The sequence below is a fragment of the Luminiphilus sp. nBUS_16 genome (assembly GCF_051201645.1).
Classification (GTDB): domain Bacteria; phylum Pseudomonadota; class Gammaproteobacteria; order Pseudomonadales; family Halieaceae; genus Luminiphilus.
The window spans coordinates 996,222-1,014,900 of sequence record NZ_CP179205.1 but is presented as its reverse complement, the minus strand read 5'-3'; the positions used below and the strand labels follow the sequence as shown (position 1 = coordinate 1,014,900).

The 18,679-nt window shown below is 53.2% G+C and carries 16 protein-coding genes; 6 read left to right on the top strand and 10 right to left on the bottom strand.

Going from position 1 to position 18,679, the window contains the following annotated elements:
- Nucleotides 1-166: 166 nt before the first annotated feature.
- Nucleotides 167-922: an SDR family NAD(P)-dependent oxidoreductase gene (locus ACMAY6_RS04600; protein ID WP_435214844.1), complete on the bottom strand. Its 756-nt coding sequence runs from the start codon at nucleotides 920-922 to the stop codon at nucleotides 167-169.
- A 256-nt stretch (nucleotides 923-1,178) separates the two neighbouring features.
- Here ACMAY6_RS04600 and ACMAY6_RS04595 point away from each other — a divergent pair, with 256 nt between their 5' ends.
- Together ACMAY6_RS04595 and ACMAY6_RS04590 are read left to right on the top strand one after the other, a co-directional pair.
- Nucleotides 1,179-2,339, top strand: coding sequence for a class I SAM-dependent methyltransferase (locus tag ACMAY6_RS04595; RefSeq protein ID WP_435214843.1), 1,161 nt, complete (start codon nucleotides 1,179-1,181; stop codon nucleotides 2,337-2,339).
- Complete coding sequence (locus tag ACMAY6_RS04590; RefSeq protein ID WP_435214841.1) at nucleotides 2,336-2,698, top strand: hypothetical protein; 363 nt, start codon at nucleotides 2,336-2,338, stop codon at nucleotides 2,696-2,698. Before ACMAY6_RS04595 ends, ACMAY6_RS04590 begins: the two co-directional genes overlap by 4 nt.
- Before the next feature lie 15 nt (nucleotides 2,699-2,713).
- Here the strand turns inward: ACMAY6_RS04590 and ACMAY6_RS04585 are convergent, their stop codons facing one another.
- The 3 genes from ACMAY6_RS04585 to ACMAY6_RS04575 are packed head-to-tail and all read right to left on the bottom strand — an operon-like array spanning nucleotide 2,714 to nucleotide 7,915.
- Entirely contained in the window at nucleotides 2,714-3,772 is a 1,059-nt protein-coding gene (locus tag ACMAY6_RS04585; RefSeq protein WP_435214840.1) for an LLM class flavin-dependent oxidoreductase, read from the bottom strand.
- A gap of 54 nt (nucleotides 3,773-3,826) precedes the next feature.
- Nucleotides 3,827-5,842: a hydantoinase B/oxoprolinase family protein gene (locus ACMAY6_RS04580; protein WP_435214838.1), complete on the bottom strand. Its 2,016-nt coding sequence runs from the start codon at nucleotides 5,840-5,842 to the stop codon at nucleotides 3,827-3,829.
- A gap of 12 nt (nucleotides 5,843-5,854) precedes the next feature.
- A complete protein-coding gene (locus ACMAY6_RS04575; protein ID WP_435214837.1) occupies nucleotides 5,855-7,915 on the bottom strand; it encodes a hydantoinase/oxoprolinase family protein in 2,061 nt (686 codons plus the stop codon).
- Nucleotides 7,916-8,081: 166 nt separating this feature from the next.
- On the opposite strand from ACMAY6_RS04575, the gene ACMAY6_RS04570 reads away from it, so the two are divergent.
- On the top strand, nucleotides 8,082-9,266 hold the full coding sequence (locus ACMAY6_RS04570) for a CaiB/BaiF CoA transferase family protein (protein WP_435214836.1): 1,185 nt from the start codon (nucleotides 8,082-8,084) through the stop codon (nucleotides 9,264-9,266).
- A 404-nt stretch (nucleotides 9,267-9,670) separates the two neighbouring features.
- On the opposite strand, the gene ACMAY6_RS04565 is transcribed toward ACMAY6_RS04570, so the two are convergent.
- Both ACMAY6_RS04565 and ACMAY6_RS04560 read right to left on the bottom strand, forming a co-directional pair.
- Nucleotides 9,671-10,474, bottom strand: a complete 804-nt coding sequence (locus ACMAY6_RS04565) for an alpha/beta fold hydrolase (protein WP_435214834.1) — start codon at nucleotides 10,472-10,474, stop codon at nucleotides 9,671-9,673.
- Nucleotides 10,475-10,498: 24 nt separating this feature from the next.
- A complete protein-coding gene (locus tag ACMAY6_RS04560) occupies nucleotides 10,499-11,116 on the bottom strand; it encodes an isochorismatase family protein (protein WP_435214833.1) in 618 nt (205 codons plus the stop codon).
- Between the two features lie 88 nt (nucleotides 11,117-11,204).
- On the opposite strand from ACMAY6_RS04560, the gene ACMAY6_RS04555 reads away from it, so the two are divergent.
- The 3 genes from ACMAY6_RS04555 to ACMAY6_RS04545 all read left to right on the top strand — a co-directional run bounded on the left by ACMAY6_RS04555 (nucleotide 11,205) and on the right by ACMAY6_RS04545 (nucleotide 13,728).
- Nucleotides 11,205-11,888 carry a cysteine hydrolase family protein gene (locus tag ACMAY6_RS04555; protein WP_435214831.1) on the top strand — a complete coding sequence of 228 codons (684 nt, stop codon included), beginning with the start codon at nucleotides 11,205-11,207 and terminating at the stop codon, nucleotides 11,886-11,888.
- Nucleotides 11,888-12,814, top strand: coding sequence for a DMT family transporter (locus ACMAY6_RS04550; protein ID WP_435215948.1), 927 nt, complete (start codon nucleotides 11,888-11,890; stop codon nucleotides 12,812-12,814). The genes ACMAY6_RS04555 and ACMAY6_RS04550 overlap by 1 nt, the downstream gene beginning before the upstream one ends.
- Before the next feature lie 68 nt (nucleotides 12,815-12,882).
- Nucleotides 12,883-13,728 carry a TauD/TfdA dioxygenase family protein gene (locus tag ACMAY6_RS04545; RefSeq protein WP_435214829.1) on the top strand — a complete coding sequence of 282 codons (846 nt, stop codon included), beginning with the start codon at nucleotides 12,883-12,885 and terminating at the stop codon, nucleotides 13,726-13,728.
- A gap of 120 nt (nucleotides 13,729-13,848) precedes the next feature.
- Here ACMAY6_RS04545 and ACMAY6_RS04540 read toward each other — a convergent pair whose 3' ends face one another.
- The 4 genes from ACMAY6_RS04540 to ACMAY6_RS04525 are packed head-to-tail and all read right to left on the bottom strand — an operon-like array spanning nucleotide 13,849 to nucleotide 18,576.
- On the bottom strand, nucleotides 13,849-15,402 hold the full coding sequence (locus ACMAY6_RS04540; protein ID WP_435214828.1) for a 4-hydroxyphenylacetate 3-hydroxylase family protein: 1,554 nt from the start codon (nucleotides 15,400-15,402) through the stop codon (nucleotides 13,849-13,851).
- The gene (locus ACMAY6_RS04535; RefSeq protein WP_435214826.1) at nucleotides 15,396-16,850 is read right to left on the bottom strand and encodes an MmgE/PrpD family protein; all 1,455 of its coding nucleotides are present in this window, start codon (nucleotides 16,848-16,850) and stop codon (nucleotides 15,396-15,398) included. The genes ACMAY6_RS04540 and ACMAY6_RS04535 overlap by 7 nt, the downstream gene beginning before the upstream one ends.
- 44 nt (nucleotides 16,851-16,894) lie before the next feature.
- On the bottom strand, nucleotides 16,895-17,791 hold the full coding sequence (locus ACMAY6_RS04530) for an HpcH/HpaI aldolase/citrate lyase family protein (protein WP_435214824.1): 897 nt from the start codon (nucleotides 17,789-17,791) through the stop codon (nucleotides 16,895-16,897).
- Nucleotides 17,792-17,793: 2 nt separating this feature from the next.
- Entirely contained in the window at nucleotides 17,794-18,576 is a 783-nt protein-coding gene (locus tag ACMAY6_RS04525) for a GntR family transcriptional regulator (protein ID WP_435214822.1), read from the bottom strand.
- Between the last annotated feature and the right edge of the window lie 103 nt (nucleotides 18,577-18,679).

The window sequence follows — 18,679 nt, the reverse complement described above, 5'->3', positions numbered from 1 at the left end:
AAAAGGCAGGGTCTCCACCCTGCCTTTTTTTTGCCTTTCCGTTTTGGCCGCTTAACGGCGGGTTCCTGCCAGTTTTACCGACCGACGAACCTCTCAATAATCGTCGGTAGCACAACTTAAATCTATCCAAGCGCCGGTTCTCAACGAATACTGTGTCTGCTACACGCTACAAACTAATGGTAGTTCCACCATCGACAGGAATGATTTGCCCCGTTAAATAGCGCGCCTTATCAGACAACAAAAATACAGCGACATCGGCAATATCTTCGGGATTGCCCACACGCCCCAAAGGCACAGTCTCGGCAAAAGCGGCGAGCCCCTCTTCACCGAGTGAGTTGACCGGATCGAGGGTTTGCGCAGAGCGTATGACACCGGGCGCGATGCCATTAACTCGAATGCCGTTAGCCGCAAATTCTAGCGCTGCTGAACGTACCATCCCCATGACTCCCCCCTTGCTGGCGACGTAGGGGATATGTTCTGACCAGCCCAATACGGCCCCCACAATAGAGGACAAACACACAATTGACCCACCTCCCGCCTTTTGCATGCCCGGAATAGCTGCGCGCATGACCCGCATCATACCTTTGAGATTTACATTCATGGTCTCGTCCCAGGCGTCATCATCAAGGGAACTCAGTGGCAAGGTTCGAGCAATGCCAGCGTTTAACACCAATGCAGATAGTGCCCCAAACCGCGCCTCAACATCATGGACAACGGCGTTCGCCGCCTCGGTATCGGTGACATCGAGGCTATGAAACTCTGCCTGACCGCCCCGCGCAGAGATCTCATCGGCAACAGCTTGCCCCTCAGCCAACAAGACATCGGTTACAATGACCCTATACCCTGAATCGGCCAAAGCTAGAGCCGTGGCACGGCCCAAGCCAATACCCGCACCTGTGACTAAAGCGATTTGTTCACTCATAACTTCATCTCCTAAATAAGTGCCAAACTCAAGACATAAAGGTGCACTTTAAGACGGTAAAGGGCAACAGATTAAGACGACAAAGGCCGACAGGCATTGCATGGGTCTTGGTCTCGGTCGAGACCGAAATCTCAACCTGTAGCTCCGCCTTCTGGCCGCCGCATTCAAGGGGCGCTTATAAGCATTGGCGACTGGGCAGCACTGAGCTATATTCAATGGAGAATGTAGTCCACGGTCAACGAACAGGATCCCTGCTATGTCGAACGCCTATAAGGAACAACAACTCCACGATGCCCTTCCCTCTACGAGCCATGATGAACTGGCGCGACAGCATTTCGTGCGTTCGTTTAAAGAGCATTTGGTCACCGACTTACACCCAGGGCTGAAAACCGCTTACGAAAAACGCGCCAAGGGAAAATTTGTCGAAAAGCACCAGAGGGAACCCGAATCTATTCAAGAAGTGGGTCAGGTGATGAAACAGGACACTCACTATCAGGCGTGGAGCTCTCTACTGCGAACCAGTCAGGAAATGATGTGGTCTTCGGCGCAAATACCCGTCCAACGCGCCATTCAAAAACTGGCAACTCAGGCCGCCGAGACCCCGGCTGTGGGAAGCCTGCGGCTAGACCCCGATCTGAAAATCCCGGCTTACCACACGGCGGTAGATATTCATTGCCAGCCCGGGGGCTATCACACCGAGTACATTGAGAATGATGTTGCCCAAGGCGCCATCTATGACCGCGCCGTCTACATTTACGCGATGGGGCAAATGGGGGTCAATAATGCCGACATGGGTGACAGCACGGTGGCTTGGTTAAAGCAGGAGCACCCCGAATTAAAACCCACCCGAATCCTAGACCTAGGTTGTGCAGTCGGCCACAGTACCTTGCCCTACGCCAGCGGTTTTGAGGGCGCTGAAGTCCATGCCATTGACGTCGCTGCACCCATGCTCCGCTATGCCCATGCCCGGGCATCCTCGATGGGCTTACCGGTGCATTTTTCTCAGCAAAACGCCGAGACGCTCGACTTTGAGGATAACTCTTTTGATTTAGTGGTTTCCCACATCTTACTGCATGAGACATCCTCTGCTGCCATCAAAAATATTATCCGCGAGTGCCACCGAGTGCTTAAACCCGGGGGCATGATGTTGCACGTCGAGACCCCACCCTATGAGGGGATGGAGCCTTTTGACACGTTTATTTTTGACTGGGACAGTGAAAACAACAACGAACCCTTCTGGCGAAAGAGTCACCTGCTCGACCTAGAAGCCTTGGCCCGTGATTCGGGCTTTCAAAGCCACAAGCCCATTCAGATCATGGTGCCCAGCGCTTTTCAGGAGACCCAGCGCAGCAACACCTTTCAGGGTGGAGATTTTGGCGGCGGCGGTGTGTGGTTTGTCTACGGGTGTCAAAAATGAACCCCGACGAATCTGAGATTACGCTCCAGCGGAAGGCCAAAGGGAAACGCCCTTATTACTTCGCTAATCCCGACGTTGACCGTTTGCTCTCAATGGTCATGGCGCTGACCGGCGAGTTATCAGTAACACGGGACCGACTCGACACCTTAGAGCGAGTGGCAGCCGAAAAGGGTTTATTTTCCAGTGAAGATATTGAGCAATACGCGCTCACAGATGCCGATATGGAAGCCCGGGCTGCTCGCCATCAGACCATCTTCAAAGAGGTGACCCGCATTATTGTCGGTGAACTCGAAGATCTCGAGGCCACCGAAGATCGAGACTACAGCGCGGTCGTTTCCCAAGTCGAAAACGACGGTTAAATCGGTAACATCAGTTCAAAGCTTTAGTGCGGGTAGCACCTCAGAGCCAAAGCGTTCGATACCCCCAACAAAATCGGGCCAGCTAAAGAGCATGCCGTCTATACCTGTGCGCTCCACAATGCCCTCTATGCGGCCCACCACGGTATCGGGTGAACCGTAGATGACCGGAATACCCATGAACGCCATATTGCCCGCCTCGACGCTCTGGTTAAGGGCAGCCTTAAGCTGATCAGCTGTTCCGCCAGTATTCGTGTCTAAATCGGCGCTGGCGAGGATATTACTGATGGCCCCGTGGTCTGCACCGTCAATAATCGCGTCAACCTCAGCTTGGGCCTGATCATCGGAATCGGCCACGATGAGGTGAAACAACGCATAGATACCCACATCACGCCCAGTGCTTTCTGCCTTGGCTCGAATATCTTTTACTGAGGTGACCAGGTTGTCTTCGCTGGTCAATACAAACTGATGGTCCGCGTATTCCGCCACAAACTGACGGCCCGCAGGAGACTGGCCGGCACACACTAACGGTATCTCGCGCTTGGGCTGAGGCAACACCGAGCAGTCGTCCAATTGAAAGTATTCGCCTTCCCACGTCGCCCGTCCATCACGCCACAAGGCCTGAAGAATCTGTACATATTCACCAGCGTACTCGTAGCGACGCTGATAGTGCTCATCACCAGGCCACATCCCCATCTGGGCATATTCGGGGCGATTCCACCCCGTCACAATATTGAGGCCACAGCGGCCGCCACTGATGTCATCAATGGTAGACACCATTCGGGCTACTACGGCGGGATGCTGACTCAAAATTGATATCGAAGGAAACAAACCAATGCTCTCAGTAGCAGCTGCCAAGCCCGCCATGAGGGTAAAAGATTCTAGACAGCTGTCCCAATAACCCGTTTCACCGCCAAATCCTCGGAACTTCATCATGGAAAGGACAAAGTCCAGTCCATGTTTTTCCGCCGCCAGGGATATGTCGAGGTTGTGCTGGTAGGTCGGCTGGTAAACCGGGCTACCCGCTGAGGGAATGTAACCATTACTGCCGTTGGGCAGGAATACACCAAACTTCATAAGTCACGCTCCTACACCACTGCAGACAGGGGGCTAACGCCCCCTCCTCAGGTTTCAGGCTGTTTTCTTAGTGGCCTTAGCTTTTGCTTTTGCCTTGGCTTTTGGCGCCGCCTTTTTAACCGCTTTCTTACCGGCCTTTTTGCCCGCCGACCGCTTTACCTTCACGCTGCCACTCGCCTCAGCTTTGCCACCCTCAAGCACTTTAAGTGCCCAAGTCTGGAACTCAGGCTGCCTTGGCGGCTGAAGTCCTGTTTCTTTAAGGCAACGCTTTTTCAACGTTGCAATATCGCCACCGCGATCAAACATCGGAACCTTACCGCGCTTCTTCGCCATACGCGCGCGTAGCGTTTCAGTCCGCTTGAGGTTTACCCGACGATCAGCGTTCATCACTACGCCGTAACGCTTAGCGCCCTCCATAGAAACGAGGCCTGCTCGCACATCAAACTCAACCCGCTCCACTTCACGCTTGAGTGGGTCACCACAACCGCCACCACCCCAGGTATTGAAGTAGAGGATGTCACCAGACCCAACCTCGATCCGATCACATTTGCTGGGCAAGCGCTCTTCTGAGCCATCGGTTCGAACCAGTATTTTCTCTGAACGCCTGCCGGGCTCGCCCCCGTTTACGCCCCAGGGATAAGTGAGCCAACGGTCATCGTGAATCGAAATAGTCCCGGGCTCTAGGAAGCAATAACCCATACGTAAGCCATTACCCCCGCGGTTGTAGCCTGCACCGCCGCTGTCAGTAATCGTCTCATAGGTCTCGATACGGAGTGGGAAATAGCTCTCGAGGAATTCATTGGGAACGTTGGTAAAGCTTGGCCAGAGCGAGTGACCATCGGGGCCATCACCGGAGGGCTTACCAGGAACGCCGCCAAAGCCAATCGAGTAGAGCTGATACCACTCGCCATTTTTGTCATAGCCCGAGTACATAAAGTGGGGACTGTCCGAAAATCCAGCGCCAGCGAGGAAATCAGGATCGCCTTGACCCAACAATCCACCCAAGACGTCAAAGATTCGACCCAGAGCGTGGGTTCGACAGGACAGTGCCGCAGGTTCTTGAGGTTTGAGCAGCGTTCCATGGGGTATCTTCACTTCCATGAGGTCATAGAAACCATCGTTAAACATAATCTGGGGATCAAACACCATGATCATGTAAACCCCGCAGAACATCTTGAACATTTCTTCGTTGAGGTAGAAGTTGATGGAGCTGATGGACTGAGGATCGGTACCTTCAAAATCGAAAATGACCTTGTCCTTCTCCCGCCACATAGCGCACTTAATTCGATAGGGCCCCATACCCAAGCCGTCATCGCAAATATAATCTTCAAAAAACTGCTTCTTTTCCGGCACAGTATTTTTGATCAACTTGCCCATTGCGCGCTTATTACGCGCCAGCAATTCATCGAGGGCTGAATAAAAGACGTCGTCACCAAACCGGCCCGCCATTTCAATAACACGCTTTTCTGCCGTACGAATGGCAGCCACCAATGCGTTGAAATCGCTGCGGTTCCAGTTAGGCATTCGACAGTTGTGCAGGATGAGTTCCAGCAGATCGGTCTGCAGCTCATCATTTTTATAAATCTTGGTGGGAGGAATACGGATCCCTTCCTCAAAGATTTCCCGAGCATCGGTTGGGAGGCTGCCTGGGACCTTGCCCCCTACGTCAGTCATGTGCCCAAACATAGCGGCGTAGGCAATTAACCGTCCATCTTTGAAAATCGGGCGCAGCAGCAGCCAATCATTGATATGGCTAATGGCACCGTTGCAGGCATAGGGGTCGGTTGTCAGAAACAGATCGCCCTCTTCGATGGTGCCGTCATAGGCCTCTTTGAAGCCGTGAATAAAGCTGCCAAACTGGCCCACCACCATCTTGCCTTCTAGATTGGCAATCATGGGGAACTCATCGTGCTGCTCCCGAATACCCGGTGACATCGCCGTGCGAAACAGCACCGCGTCCATCTCGTGCCGGGCGTTCATCATCGCGTTTTCAATGATATCGAGGGTAATCGGATCGATATCGATAAGGGAAAACTTGTCCTTGTTAGTCTCTACTATTGTTGCAGGCATGATTCGTCTCCCTTATGAAGTCGGTGCAATCAAAATGTTGCCGAACTCGTCGACGTTACCGGTGTGACCCGCCAAGATGACCGTTGTAGAGTCCATCTCTAGCACAACAGCCGGTCCTTCTATTTTGTTACCCGCTTTTAGCTTGCTACGCTGGTAAAGCGTTGCGTCCATATCTTTCCCATCCATGAAGACGGTCGTATTCCCCAGTTTGGCGGCGTTAACCGGCGTCCTTGAACCTGACTTGGGTAATTTTCTAGCCTCGATCTCAGCACTCTTACCCTGAGCCACAGCCCTGAGGTTGACAATTTCTTTGTCAGAATCGAGCGCAAAAGTGAACAGCTGCTTGTGCATCTCATCGAAGGGATCGCCAATGACACCCAGACCACCCTTCTTCAGCGCTTTAAGATCGAAATCGACAGTTAACTGCAAACCCTGACCTTGATAACGAATATCGGCCTGGCAAGAAACACTGCATTCCTTAGCGGGAACGCCCTGTTGAGCAAGGGTCTTTAACGCTTTCGCCGCCAACTCTTCGTAGATTTTGCCTAGATCAGCCGTTGTCGTATCGGCAAAACGCCGAATGTACGTTCGCGAAGCTTCGTCCCGAACTCGGGTCGTCGCATCGCCATAAGCGCACAAAACGCCAGGACCCGGCGGAATAATGACCGGCCAGCTGTTCATCAGTCGACCCAGCGCATTCGCGTGCAGCGGACCCGCACCGCCAAAACCAATAAGCGCAAAATCTCTGGGGTCAAAACCCTGTTCGACCGAGACCAGCCGCAAGGCGCCGTACATATTCTCATTGACGATATCAATGATGCCCGCCGCAGCGCGCTTCACTGAAATACCCAGTGCCTTAGCGATAGGCTTGATGGCTTTTTCCGCCAAGTCTTTGCGGATTTCCATGTCTCCGCCTAAGCGAACCTCACTAGGAAGATAACCCAACACCACGTTGGCATCGGTCACGGTGGGCAGCACGCCACCTTTGTTATACGCCGCAGGACCAGGCTGAGCACCCGCACTCTCTGGGCCGACGCGAAGCGCTCCGGTTAACTCGGGCACGTGGGCGATTGAGCCGCCACCCGCTCCCACGGTTCGTACGTCGACGGAAGACGCCCTGACGGTGACATCACCCACAGTAGTTTCCCGCCGAAGTTGAGCCTTGCCATCTTGCACCAACGCCACATCGGTGGAGGTGCCGCCCATGTCAAAGGTCAGCAGATTCTCAAACCCCGCCTGCTTAGCTACCCAGCAAGCTCCCGATACCCCACCGGCAGGGCCGCTCATCAGCAAGTTGACGGGCAGCTGTTGCGCGAGTTTGGAAGAGGCCATGCCGCCGTCAGACCGGAGAATGTTGAGCTGGATATTTTTGTTGCCTTTCTTGAGCTTTTTCTCCAAATTTTTGACGTACTCAGCAACCTTGGGCCGCACGTAGGAATTAGCCACGGTGGTGATGGTTCGCTCGTACTCCTGCATCTCAGGTACCACGGATGAGGACAGTGAAATAGGCACGCCGGGTAACGCTTTGCGAGCCACCCTCTCAACGGCTTTCTCATGCTTGGGGTTGGCGTAGGAATTGATCAAAGATACGGTGAGTGCCTCAATGTTTTCCTCTTTGAGTTGCTCCATAGCCTTCTCAAGGGCTTTCGCGTCTAAGCCACGTACGGGCTTGCCGTCTGCCCCCATGCGCTCCTCAGCTTCAATGGTGCACGCCAGTGGCGCCAACGGGTCGCTTTTATTGTAGATAACCCAGCCGCCTAAACCGCCCGGAACGTAGGAGCGTGCAATCTGTAGCACTTGCTTGTATCCCTTTGTCGTTACCAGCCCCACTTTCGAACCGGAGCCGGTGAGTACCGTGTTAGTAGCTACGGTTGTGCCGTGCATGACCTGCGAAATTTCAGAGGGGTCAATGCCGGCGTTTCCACAAACACGTTCAACACCATTCATAACGCCCACCGATGAATCATCGGGAGTGCTAGGCACCTTCGCGGTGTGAATGTCGCCACTGGATTCGTTGACGAGGATTAGGTCGGTAAATGTGCCACCAACGTCGACACCTAAGCGGTAGGTCATGTCAGGCCTCCTGACTGAATTTTTAGAGTGGTTAGCAACTTCGTCCGTCCAATTTTTCAATTGACCGGACATTTGTTGCATGTAACGGTTACACTGCACCATGCACCAATCTGCGAGAGCGTGCAAGATACTGACATCAATCCACCTGAACACTTGAGAGTTGAAAATGGACAAACCCTTAGAGGGCATCCGAGTGATTGCCATAGAACAGTTTGGCGCAGGACCCTACGGATCCATGTACCTAGCTGAACTCGGTGCCGACGTGATAAAAGTCGAGAACCGAGCCACAGGAGGAGATCCCTCGCGGCAGTCGGGAGCCGTGACTCTGGCAGATGATGACAGCGCTTATTTTCAAGCTTTTAACCTCTCGAAGCGCAGCGTCACGGTGAACTTAAAAAGCACCGAAGGCCGCGCTATTTTTGAAGATCTAGTGCGTACCGCCGACGTTGTTTGGAATAACCTCAGAGGTAGTCAACCTGCCAAACTGGGCCTCGACTACGACACGCTGAAGTCGATAAAGTCAGACATCATTTGCACCCACATATCAGCCTATGGTCGCGATAACGACCGCGCCGAATGGCCGGGCTATGATTACCTAATGCAAGCAGAGTGTGGCTTTTTGGGACTGACCGGAGAGCCCGAGTCTCCTCCTGCCCGCTTCGGCTTATCTATGATCGACTTCATGACCGGCGTTGTCGCAGCACTTGGCTGCGTGTCTGCACTGCTAGGTCGCAGTAAGCATGGCGGGCGAGATGTAGACGTCACACTTTTCGATGTGGCACTTCACCAATTGACCTATCCAGGCACCTGGTACATGAACCACGGCATTGAAACGAGCCGCGTGGCGCGTTCAGCACACCCTTACAACACTCCCGTCCAACTCTACCGAACTCAGGATGGCTGGATTTTCCTAATGTGTATGACGCAGAAATTTTGGGAGCTCCTGATCGAGAATATCGGTCACCCAGAACTCGCCGAAAACCACCGCTTCGCCACTATGAGTGATCGTGCGAATAATCGCGCTGAATTGACCGGTGTGCTCGACACCATTTTGATGACTGAAACCACAGAGCATTGGTTTTCCGTGCTGCAAACTAAAATCCCCGTCGCTCCGGTTAACTCATTGCCCGAAGCTCTAGAAAATCCCTTCGTTCAGGCGACGGGCATGATACAGACGGTACCTCATCGGGTAGTGGAGGAATATCGCGCGCTGAGTAACCCCATAAAAATAGACGGCGAGCGACTGGTAACAAGGTGCGGCAATGGCTTAGGTGCTGATAATCAGACCATTTTAGGTGACGAACTAGGACGCGACGATCTCGCGGACCTTGAAGCCTCAGGCGCCATCTAGGCCCAGCGCGCTCCGAGTGAGCGCTAACAGAAACTGCCTGAGATACGGGATGCTTTGCCTGCGCTAACGCAGGGCTACAGGGCTACAGGGCTACAGGGCTACAGGGCGCAGGCTGAGCCTTGAAGCGCCCCGAGAAAAACTCAAACCCAAGGGTTCTGCCACTGTTGTGCGTAATGCGCTTCATCAGGTTCTTCACCAAAGCGACATGACAGGCCGGCCAAGGCCGGCGAACAAGCTGTCACTGTTGGCGACCCATAAAGCCCTGTGGCGTCACATGACCTGTTCCTAATGACCAGCGCCTATTGACCCAAACCTCCAGCTCCTATTGACCCACACCTAAAGAGGCGCTGCGTTGTAGAAAACGCGCGCTCACCTCAAAGCATGCCGAGGTCGAGCGAGGTGCATCAATGCTTTTTCAGGAACTCGAAAAGAATGTCACAGAAGGCAATTTTTTCGTCCTTGCCCGCAACGACATGGGCAACCTCCTCCATCATCACCCCCGTGCTATTGGGCAACCCCTCCTCTAGGGGCATGGTAGTGCGGGGCCCTGTGATCACGTCCTGCCCAGCATGCAAAACTAAAGTCGGCGCCGCGATATCTTTGAGGTGTGGACGAATATCATGTCCCCTACAGGCCTGAATGAAACGTAGGTGAGCCGGTATTCGGCCCTCCAAACTACCCCATACGCCTCCCGGGCCCATTAACTTTTCACGGTTGGCATTGTAGTAATCGGGCCGGAAAGAATACGACGCCACCATTGATTGAAACGCGGAGAATCCTGCATGCTCATGAATGTCGCCAAAGGATTGAAGCTGGTCTGACAACATGGGGTCCGCCCATGTCCAACAGCCCATATTAACCATGCAACGGACTAGATCGGGTCTTTTGAGGGCAACCCATTGGCCAATACAGGCACCCATACCCACAAGGCCCACAAAATAAACTGACTTCATATTGAGATGGTCAAGCAGCGCTGCTATGTCATCGGCAAACAACTCAGTTGAGGGCGTCATAGAAAGATCATCGTCTGAATCGCCAATGCCTCGATAGTCGATGATCACCGTGCTGTAATTATCGGTCATACCACGAGCTAGAAAATGGCTGCGGCCATGGCAAAAGGTATCCCAACCACCAATGTAAACCGCTGGAGGGCCTTCACCGTGGACTTCGTAATACATGTTATGTCCGTTAATTTGAGCCACAGGCATTGCGTTTTCTCCTAAAGTAAAAAATTAAGATTTTTGAATGTGATCAAGAACCGCCTGTAAATCGACCACGTCGGCGTAGCGCCGACCGACATCACGAAGGTTGCTTGCGTGGGCTTCGGCATCTTGGTCACCGCAACAATCCGCAGGAACAATCGTGCGATAGCCCGCTGAAAAACTGTCAACAACTGACGCTCGAACGCAACCAGAGGTAGTACAGCCGGTCACAATAGTCGTGTCTATGCCATGGGTGACTAACCAAGGCTTCAGGGGGGTCTCGTAAAAGATTGAGGGCGCTGTTTTTATAAATTCAAAAACATAGTCAGAATCAGCGATACGCGGATCAAGCTCTGTGCAACGGTGGCCATGATAAAAGCTGCCATCAAACAGCGTCTCTATTTTCCAGTGCGTCATTTCGTCGGGGCCGCCCCAGGACACACGGCAGGAGGCTACGGGTATCTGCTTGGCCTTGCAGGCCAACAGCAGGGTGCGTGTGTTATCGACAGCACTTTGGATGTGCCCACTACGACCAATAGGACTCACCCCGTCAGTGAACCCCAGCTGAAAATCAACCATCAATAACGCAGGCTTAGCACCAAAACCTATATCTCGTTGTCCATAACCTGCACGTTCAAATTGATCCATCGTCTCAAACCTCGGTGTTGTGAGCGTCGTTTGGGGTTAGATCGCAATATGGCGTAAAATGTACGAACATTTCAAGAGAGCTCTTAAAATGAGTCAAAATCAGCCGGGATTCGTCGATGCGTTTAGTCAAAATTTCGCCATCTCGCCCAACGAGACAGCTTTAATTGTCATTGATATGCAAAACGCTACCGGCAATCCCGAAATGGGATTGGGCAAGCTTCTCGCTGAACGCGGTGAGGCCGAGGGTGCCGCTTATCGTTTCAACCGCATCAACCAACTTTTGATTCCCAACATTCAAAAGCTGCTCGAGGGTTTCCGTGAGTTAGGGTCAGAGGTGATTTACATTACCTACGGCGCCAATGCTCCAGATGCCAGTGATGCGCCCGCCCATATGGCCCCTATAATTCGCGCCACAAACAATATAGCTGGCCAAAAAGAGCATGAGATCGTCGCGCCGCTGCAGCCGCAACCGGGCGAATTGATATTGAATAAAACGACCCAAGGCGCCTTTTGCTCTACGGGGCTCGACACCACCCTGCGAGCTAAAGGCATAAAGACCGTCGTGACTGTGGGCGTGTCCACCAACAATTGCGTCGCCATGACCTCAATGGAGGCTTGCGACCTTCAGTACCGCGTGGTGGTTGTCAGTGATGGCACCGGCACGGACAGCGATGACATGCAAACCGCAACTCTGACCATGCTGAAAAGACTGTGGGCCCGGGTACTAACAACCGATGAGGTCCTCACAGAACTTAGGCAAGGTGCCCACTAATTAGCACTGACACTCGAAGCGGCCTCATAGGGGCAGCCTTAGTCGCCCTAGGGGCCATACTCTTAGCCGCAAAGGGGTTATTTGCCAAAGCACTGTATGCCCAGGGCATGAGCTATCATGAGGTGGCGGCTATTAGGTCGGTCTTAGCTATCCCTGGGTTCGTGTTGGTCGCTGCCATCAGCGCCCAGAAATTTAAGGGTAAACCTCGTTCCAAACCCAGTGCGTGGCATCTGGCCGCTGCGGCCTTAGCCGGGCTCTGGTGCTACTACTTGGGAGCCTTAGCAAACTTTTATGCGCTAACGCTGATTCAGGCTAACGTAGAGCGGGCACTCCTGTTCTCTTACCCTGCGATGGTCGTTTTATTCTCAGCTTTAACCTCAAGAGCCCTACCTTCAGGGTCCACCATGCTGGCGCTTGGGACAACATCGCTGGGGGTTTTGCTCGTCACTGGAGCCGCCGATGAACAGCTTTCCTCAGACCAATGGCAGGGGATTTTTTGGGTGCTTTTTTGCTCAGTCACCATCGCCTGTTACTTCATGGCTAACGGTGCGCTGACTCGAAATATGAGTGCGGCTACCTTTACCCTCACGGCGATGACGGCAGCGGGCTCAGCGTTCTTCATACATCACGGCCTCATTATGGGTTGGCTCAACGTTGAGCTACCCGGGAATAGTTTATGGATCATGCTCGGGCTTGTAGTTTTTGCAACGGTACTGCCTTTGTTTTGCGTCTCCGAGGGAATAAGGCGGATAGGTGCCTCTCGTGGCGCTCTGCTCAGTACAGTTGGTCCGCCCGCAACGGCTCTTATGGCTTATTTGATGTATGACGAGCGACTCTCTGTATTGCAGCTCCTGGGGACCGTCTTAGTCGTGTTAAGTGTCGCTTTGCTGGAGTGGCGCAGCGCCTATCGACGTACCAAATCCTGAAACTGGGTTTGATTCGAAAACAAATGTCCGTACAATTAGAACCTTAGAGAAATAACACAGGTGAAGCTATGCAGGACACAAGGTCTCTGGCGCCCACATTTGGTGCTGAAGTTTCTGGTTACACAATTTCTTCGGCGACATCTACCGAGGAAAACACGGCAATAAAGTCACTGTGGGCAAAGCACAAGCTGCTTTTGTTCAGAAACCAAAGCCTCGATGAAGAAACGCTGGTGACCTTTAGTCGTGTCTTTGGTGATCTAGAAATTCACGTGCGTACCGAGTACCTCTCCTCCGAACATCCTGAAGTTTTGTACGTTTCCAACATGCAAAACAATGGCAAGAAAATGGGCATTTTGGCTGATACAGAGGTCGGCTGGCATTACGACCAAATCTACTTACCCCGTCCAGCTGTAGGCTCGTTGTTAATGGCTCACACCTTGCCACCAACCGGGGGTAACACCGAATTCGCCGACATGACAGCGGCCTACAATGAACTTCCTAATGAAGTGAAACAGCGACTCGACGGGGTCCGGGCCGTGCAGTCTTACGAGGCGTTTAACAACGCTTACAGTGTCCCCACCAGCAACGAACAAAAGAAACGATCGCCCGACATTGAACATCCGATTGTGCGAACCCATCCCATAACCGGAGAAAAAGCACTTTACCTTTGTCCCGGCATGACCACTGAGATTGTGGGCTGGGACGCGGCTGACAGCCGAGCTATGCTCGACTATCTCTTCGAGTGGACGGTGCAACCACGTTACGTGTACTCGCATTCGTGGCAGCCAGGAGACGCTCTGCTGTGGGACAACGCCTGCACCATGCATCGCCGTGATCCCTTCGACCAGAGTCACAACCGGCTCATGAAGCGCACAACGATCTTACCCCCAGCCGCTTTGGCAGTACCTGTTTAGACCCCATGCCAACCGCCAGGGTGTTTAACACCCTGGTCGCTGACCTCGAAGTCACTGCCAACAGATCTATGTCCGAAGGGACTCTCCCTGCCCTGCTTGAGAGTCGGTGTTTGCTGCGCCTCAGTCCTTAGGAGCTTCAGGCACCTGACAACCCGTTGCACAGCATTGGCCAGGTTGCTTCTGACGATCTGGTGCTCCGGTACTGCCGGTCTCGGCAACACCGCGATCTAGCAATCGCTCTACCAACGCTTTTCTTTCTTCCACCGGGTAGCGACGATAAATTTCGCGTTTCATTGCCTGAGGCGAACCTCCACCGTGAAGGCTTATTACGGAATACCAGCCACCCGTGGAAGACGCAGTTAGATCTTCGATAAAGCGCGATACCTCCATGCGCTTATCGTAGGGGACATCTGGCCGAGCTGATAACACCGCCGCGAGATCGCCTGCAGTTGCAGGGTTGTGGTCTTCATCTGGGCCAGGCAACGCCACAATCAATCCTCCCGAAACCTCATGGGCGGTTCGATGCATATCATAAATCTGGGTCGCTAATAGCAGTTTTCCAATGTTGGAAAATACAGGCTCAGGCATCCAAGAGCCGCAGGGGTCTTGAACCCCATAGACTGAGGCGGCAACGCCACAGGCATAAAAACCTTCGACAATTTTAATCAGCTCGACCATGGTCTCACGCAAATGCGAGACGTTGTCCATGTCTAAACCATTGGCGTCGGTCATCAGGGCGCCAGCCCCGATAAGCAGATCGCCAAATCCCGCCCGGGCGCCAATGCAACTGTGACGGTGATGGTTAGCATAGGAAGTCACTAAGTGCTCGGTCTGATCCCATTCTCCAGCCATGAAAACGCGGTCCCAAGGCACAAATACGTCGGCGAAATGACACACAGCTGTACTCTGTCCATATTGCGCACTGAACTTAGCCGCCGCTTGGCCCGGACGCCCTGCTGGACGAGCAACTATGGTCAAGCCCGTGGCATCGATAGGCACAGCGCAGCACACTGCGAAATCGGCATCACCCTCAACCATAGTTCGACAAGGCATCACCAAAAGCTCGTGCATGTAGGGGCCACCGGTGACAATAGCCTTCGTACCTGACAGTACGATGCCATCCGCCCGACGTTCACTGATGTGCACATAGGAATTTGGGTTGGTTTGAGCGTGAGGGCGCAAACTGCGTTCGCCCTTAGCATCTGTCATTGCGACACCAAGGGTGAGGTCGCGATCCTGTATGTCATGTAAATACTCGAGGAAGCGCGCATGATACTCACTGCCAGATCTTTGCTCGGCCATGCACCAGGTCGACTGATAGATCGCGTTCAGGGCATCGTGTGTCAAGTAGCGCTGGGCGCAACCGCTTTCACGGCACAACAGTCGAACGGCTTCAAGCTTGCTCAACAAATCCTCTGAATGCCGATTGATATGAAGCATACGATTAACAGTCTTACCCGAGGTCGCTTGATCAGCCAGCATCACGCCACCAAATTCAGGCTTTTGGGCGAAATCATACGTGACGCCAACGGCTCGAATGCCCGGAGCAAGTCTCGGTTCATCGGCAACGCTCTCAATAATATCACCGTCGACATATACGGTCGGCGAGTAGCTGCGTAGGCTCTCTCGATACTCCTCGGCGCTCATAATCTTTCCGCCAGACTTCATTAGCATATTGCACTCCTCGCTACCGCGTTACCTTGGTCCGCAGTCAATCTATGATCACCTAACCCCTTAAGGGCCTCTAAAAACTCCGAACAATCGACTTGACCGTCGACCGCCATAATGGCTTCCCAGACCGCTTCTGTTCGTGCCTCGGTCAGAACCAACCGGCAGTTTTGAAAAAACTTAGTTTTCACATCGTCGACACTCAACAGGCGACCTTCAGCACCTCGGTTAACCGCATCAAAATGTTCATAAACCGAGCCGTCGCGCATGGTAATGCTGACCCCGCCGGAAAATGTCTGCGGATATTGCGACCGGTCATCGTGTACACAGTGAATGCGAGGGGTTAAGGCAAGAATTTGCTCATCAGTTCGGCTTTCAATCTCAAGCTCACGCAGCCCCAGCTCACCTCGAACCAAGGCCGTCGCCACCGCGTAGGCCACGCTGAACTTGGCCTCATATTCGCTCTCCGGCCGCTGCTTACGTGCAGCGGGCTCAACGACAACCTCAAACTGTCGTTCGTGCAACCCGACCTTAATCGACTCTATTTCCTCTGGGCGTAAACCGTGCTGCTCCCGCAACTGCAATGCAGCGTCAACCGGAGCATGATTGAAATGGCAGATTGGGTACGGCTTTATAGCAACAGACTCAATGGCGAAGTCCTGATACGCTCTCGCCCAATCTACTTTGTTGACGTTGTCGGCGTTTTGGGTAAACAGCGAATAAAATCCAAAGCGTCCAGCATACGCCTCAGGAGGGGCTTCAAACCCCGCCAAAGCCAGCTTAGCCGCGGCCAATGCCGATTGCGCTGCCCAGCCCGGGTGTAATCTTTTTGTCCAGGTCCCAGTATCGAGAAACGCCATACTGCCCCCAGCCATACTCAATGCGATGCCCTGAGCCCGGACTGCCTCATCGACAGTTCCACCGAGTAAACGGACCGCGGCAACCGTCGCACCAAATATGCCCACCACGCCCGTGGGATGAAACCCCAGCTGCTGAAAAGTGCCACCCGCTGCGCTGCCCAACCGGGCATCGACCTCCGTGGCAATGATGCATGACAACAATAATTCTTTACCAGTGACCGTCTTTTCTGAGGCGATTGCGAGTGCAGTGGGCAGAGCACTGGCCGAACAATGAACCACTGAAGCCAGATGGGTGTCGTCAAAATCAAGCCCATGTACTAGGGTTCCATTGAGCAATGCCGCGTCTCGAGGCGCTAAAGTATCCTCCAGCCCGATCACAACACCTGCGCCAGGGCTCGCCAAAGTCCGGACTCCGGCCACGGTTCGCTCTGCGAAATCATAGTAGTGTGAGGCAAAACCTATACCAACGGCGTCGGCAATGCAGCTTTTTGTGTACGTCAGTACCTCAGGTGGAACGTCTCCCACCTGCAACGAAAGGGATGATGCCGCAATGCGATGCGTCAGAGACGCTTGATTGATTAACGTGTTGTTCACAGCGCCTCCTTAAATGTCCGGACATTATAAGTGACGCAAGCGCGTTACGAAACCCTTGGCTCATTTAGCAGCGCAGCAAGGGCGAGAATTCGCTGGCTTTTATACACAATAGGGTAATCGATAAAATAACCATCGAGTTGAATAGAAGCAGAACCACTTGCCTCAGCGGCCTCAAATGCCGCCACCACCGCAGTTGCGTGGGCAATTTCTTCTTCAGAGGGCGAAAAAATGGCATTGGTCAGCGGCACTTGACTGGGGTGAATACAGAGCTTGCCGCCAAACCCAAACTTTCTGCCGCGCTGAGCAGACGCAGTAAACCGTGCGTCGTCGTTTATCTGTAAAACAACAGTATCGATTGGCGGCAGCAATCCGCCCAACCTAGAAGCATGTGACAAGCGCGCTCGGGCATAGGCTAGAACATCCTCGTCTGCGCTCCATTCGTAATCGAGGTCGAGGGTATAGTCGCCACCGCCAAAGGCGAAACGGCGTACACGAGAGCCAGCGGTCGCAATCTCGGCAGCAGCCTCCACGCCTTTTGCGGTTTCAATAATCGGCAAAATATCTAAGCAACCAGCTTCCAGCCCCGCCTTGTCTTCAGCTTCAGCAATTGCGCGCTCGACCTCTAACAGCGCCACTGCTGACTCAACCTTGGGCACCACAATACCGTCAAGCCAAGAACCCACGGTCGCCTGTATATCGTCACGCCAGAATTCGGTCTCGACGCTATTAATACGCACGTAATGCAAACAATCGCGCTGAGACCCAGAAAAAGCAGCCACAACATCGTCACGGGCACCGACTTTCTCAGCAACTGCAACCGCATCCTCTAAATCTAAAATGACTGCATCAGCACCAATCTGAAAAACCTTCTCCACCCGGCGAGGATGGTTCGCCGGAGTAAACATAAAACTACGGATAACCGCCAATTCTCTTTGTGGCATACCTATTTGCTCCAGGACCAATGTTCAGCAGCTTGCCAACCGCGATTAAATTCTAGGGAATAGCTGAAGCTATCGGCGGGGTGCTCAGTCACTGAAACTTCAAATAACCGATTGCCGTTACCGCAGTACCGTCGGTACAGAACCAAAGACGGTGTCCCCTCATCAACTTGCAAGGCTTTAGCCCGGCTGCCTGTAAGGCTGCCTGCACAGATCTCCACGCTGATGCGCTGCACTGTTTCACCAAATGTCTCTGCAATTTGCTCGTAAACCGGCCGTTTTGTTCGACCTAATTGTTGCGCAATCGCCGCATAATCTGGGAGCACATAGATATCGGTCCAGCAGAACGGACTGCCATCATGCAGAGTTCTCAGACCTGCAATCCGTGCCCAATTTTCGTCCACCCCCTCACCTATTTTACTGGGCCAGTGATCTTCGTCTGCAACACGACCCTCGACCAGCACACGAAATGCACTGTTCTCTGGATAGGTAAACAACTCACGGGGGTCTCGCACTGCCTGTACAAAGGAAGGCCTCGCTTCCGTAGAAATCACTAAGGTACCGCGTCCTCGCTGGCGCTTAACAATACCCATATCTTCCAGCACGCGGAGAGCCTCACGAATGGTGTGGCGACTGCTACTAAAACGCTCGATTAATTCGAGCTCCCCGGGTAATAGGGAGCCTACTGGAAAGAGGCCATCTCGAATTCCAGACAACAACGTGTCGGCGATTTTCCGATACAGCGGAGATTCTTTTTTAGTTTTTGCGTCTATTGGATTGGGCGGCATGCCGAATCTTGCTACTCTGCGAAATGTCCGAACATTTTAAAGGGTTTTTGACGCGCTGTGGGGCTTACGTAACCTTGCACCTAAAAAAATCAGAAAACAGGCC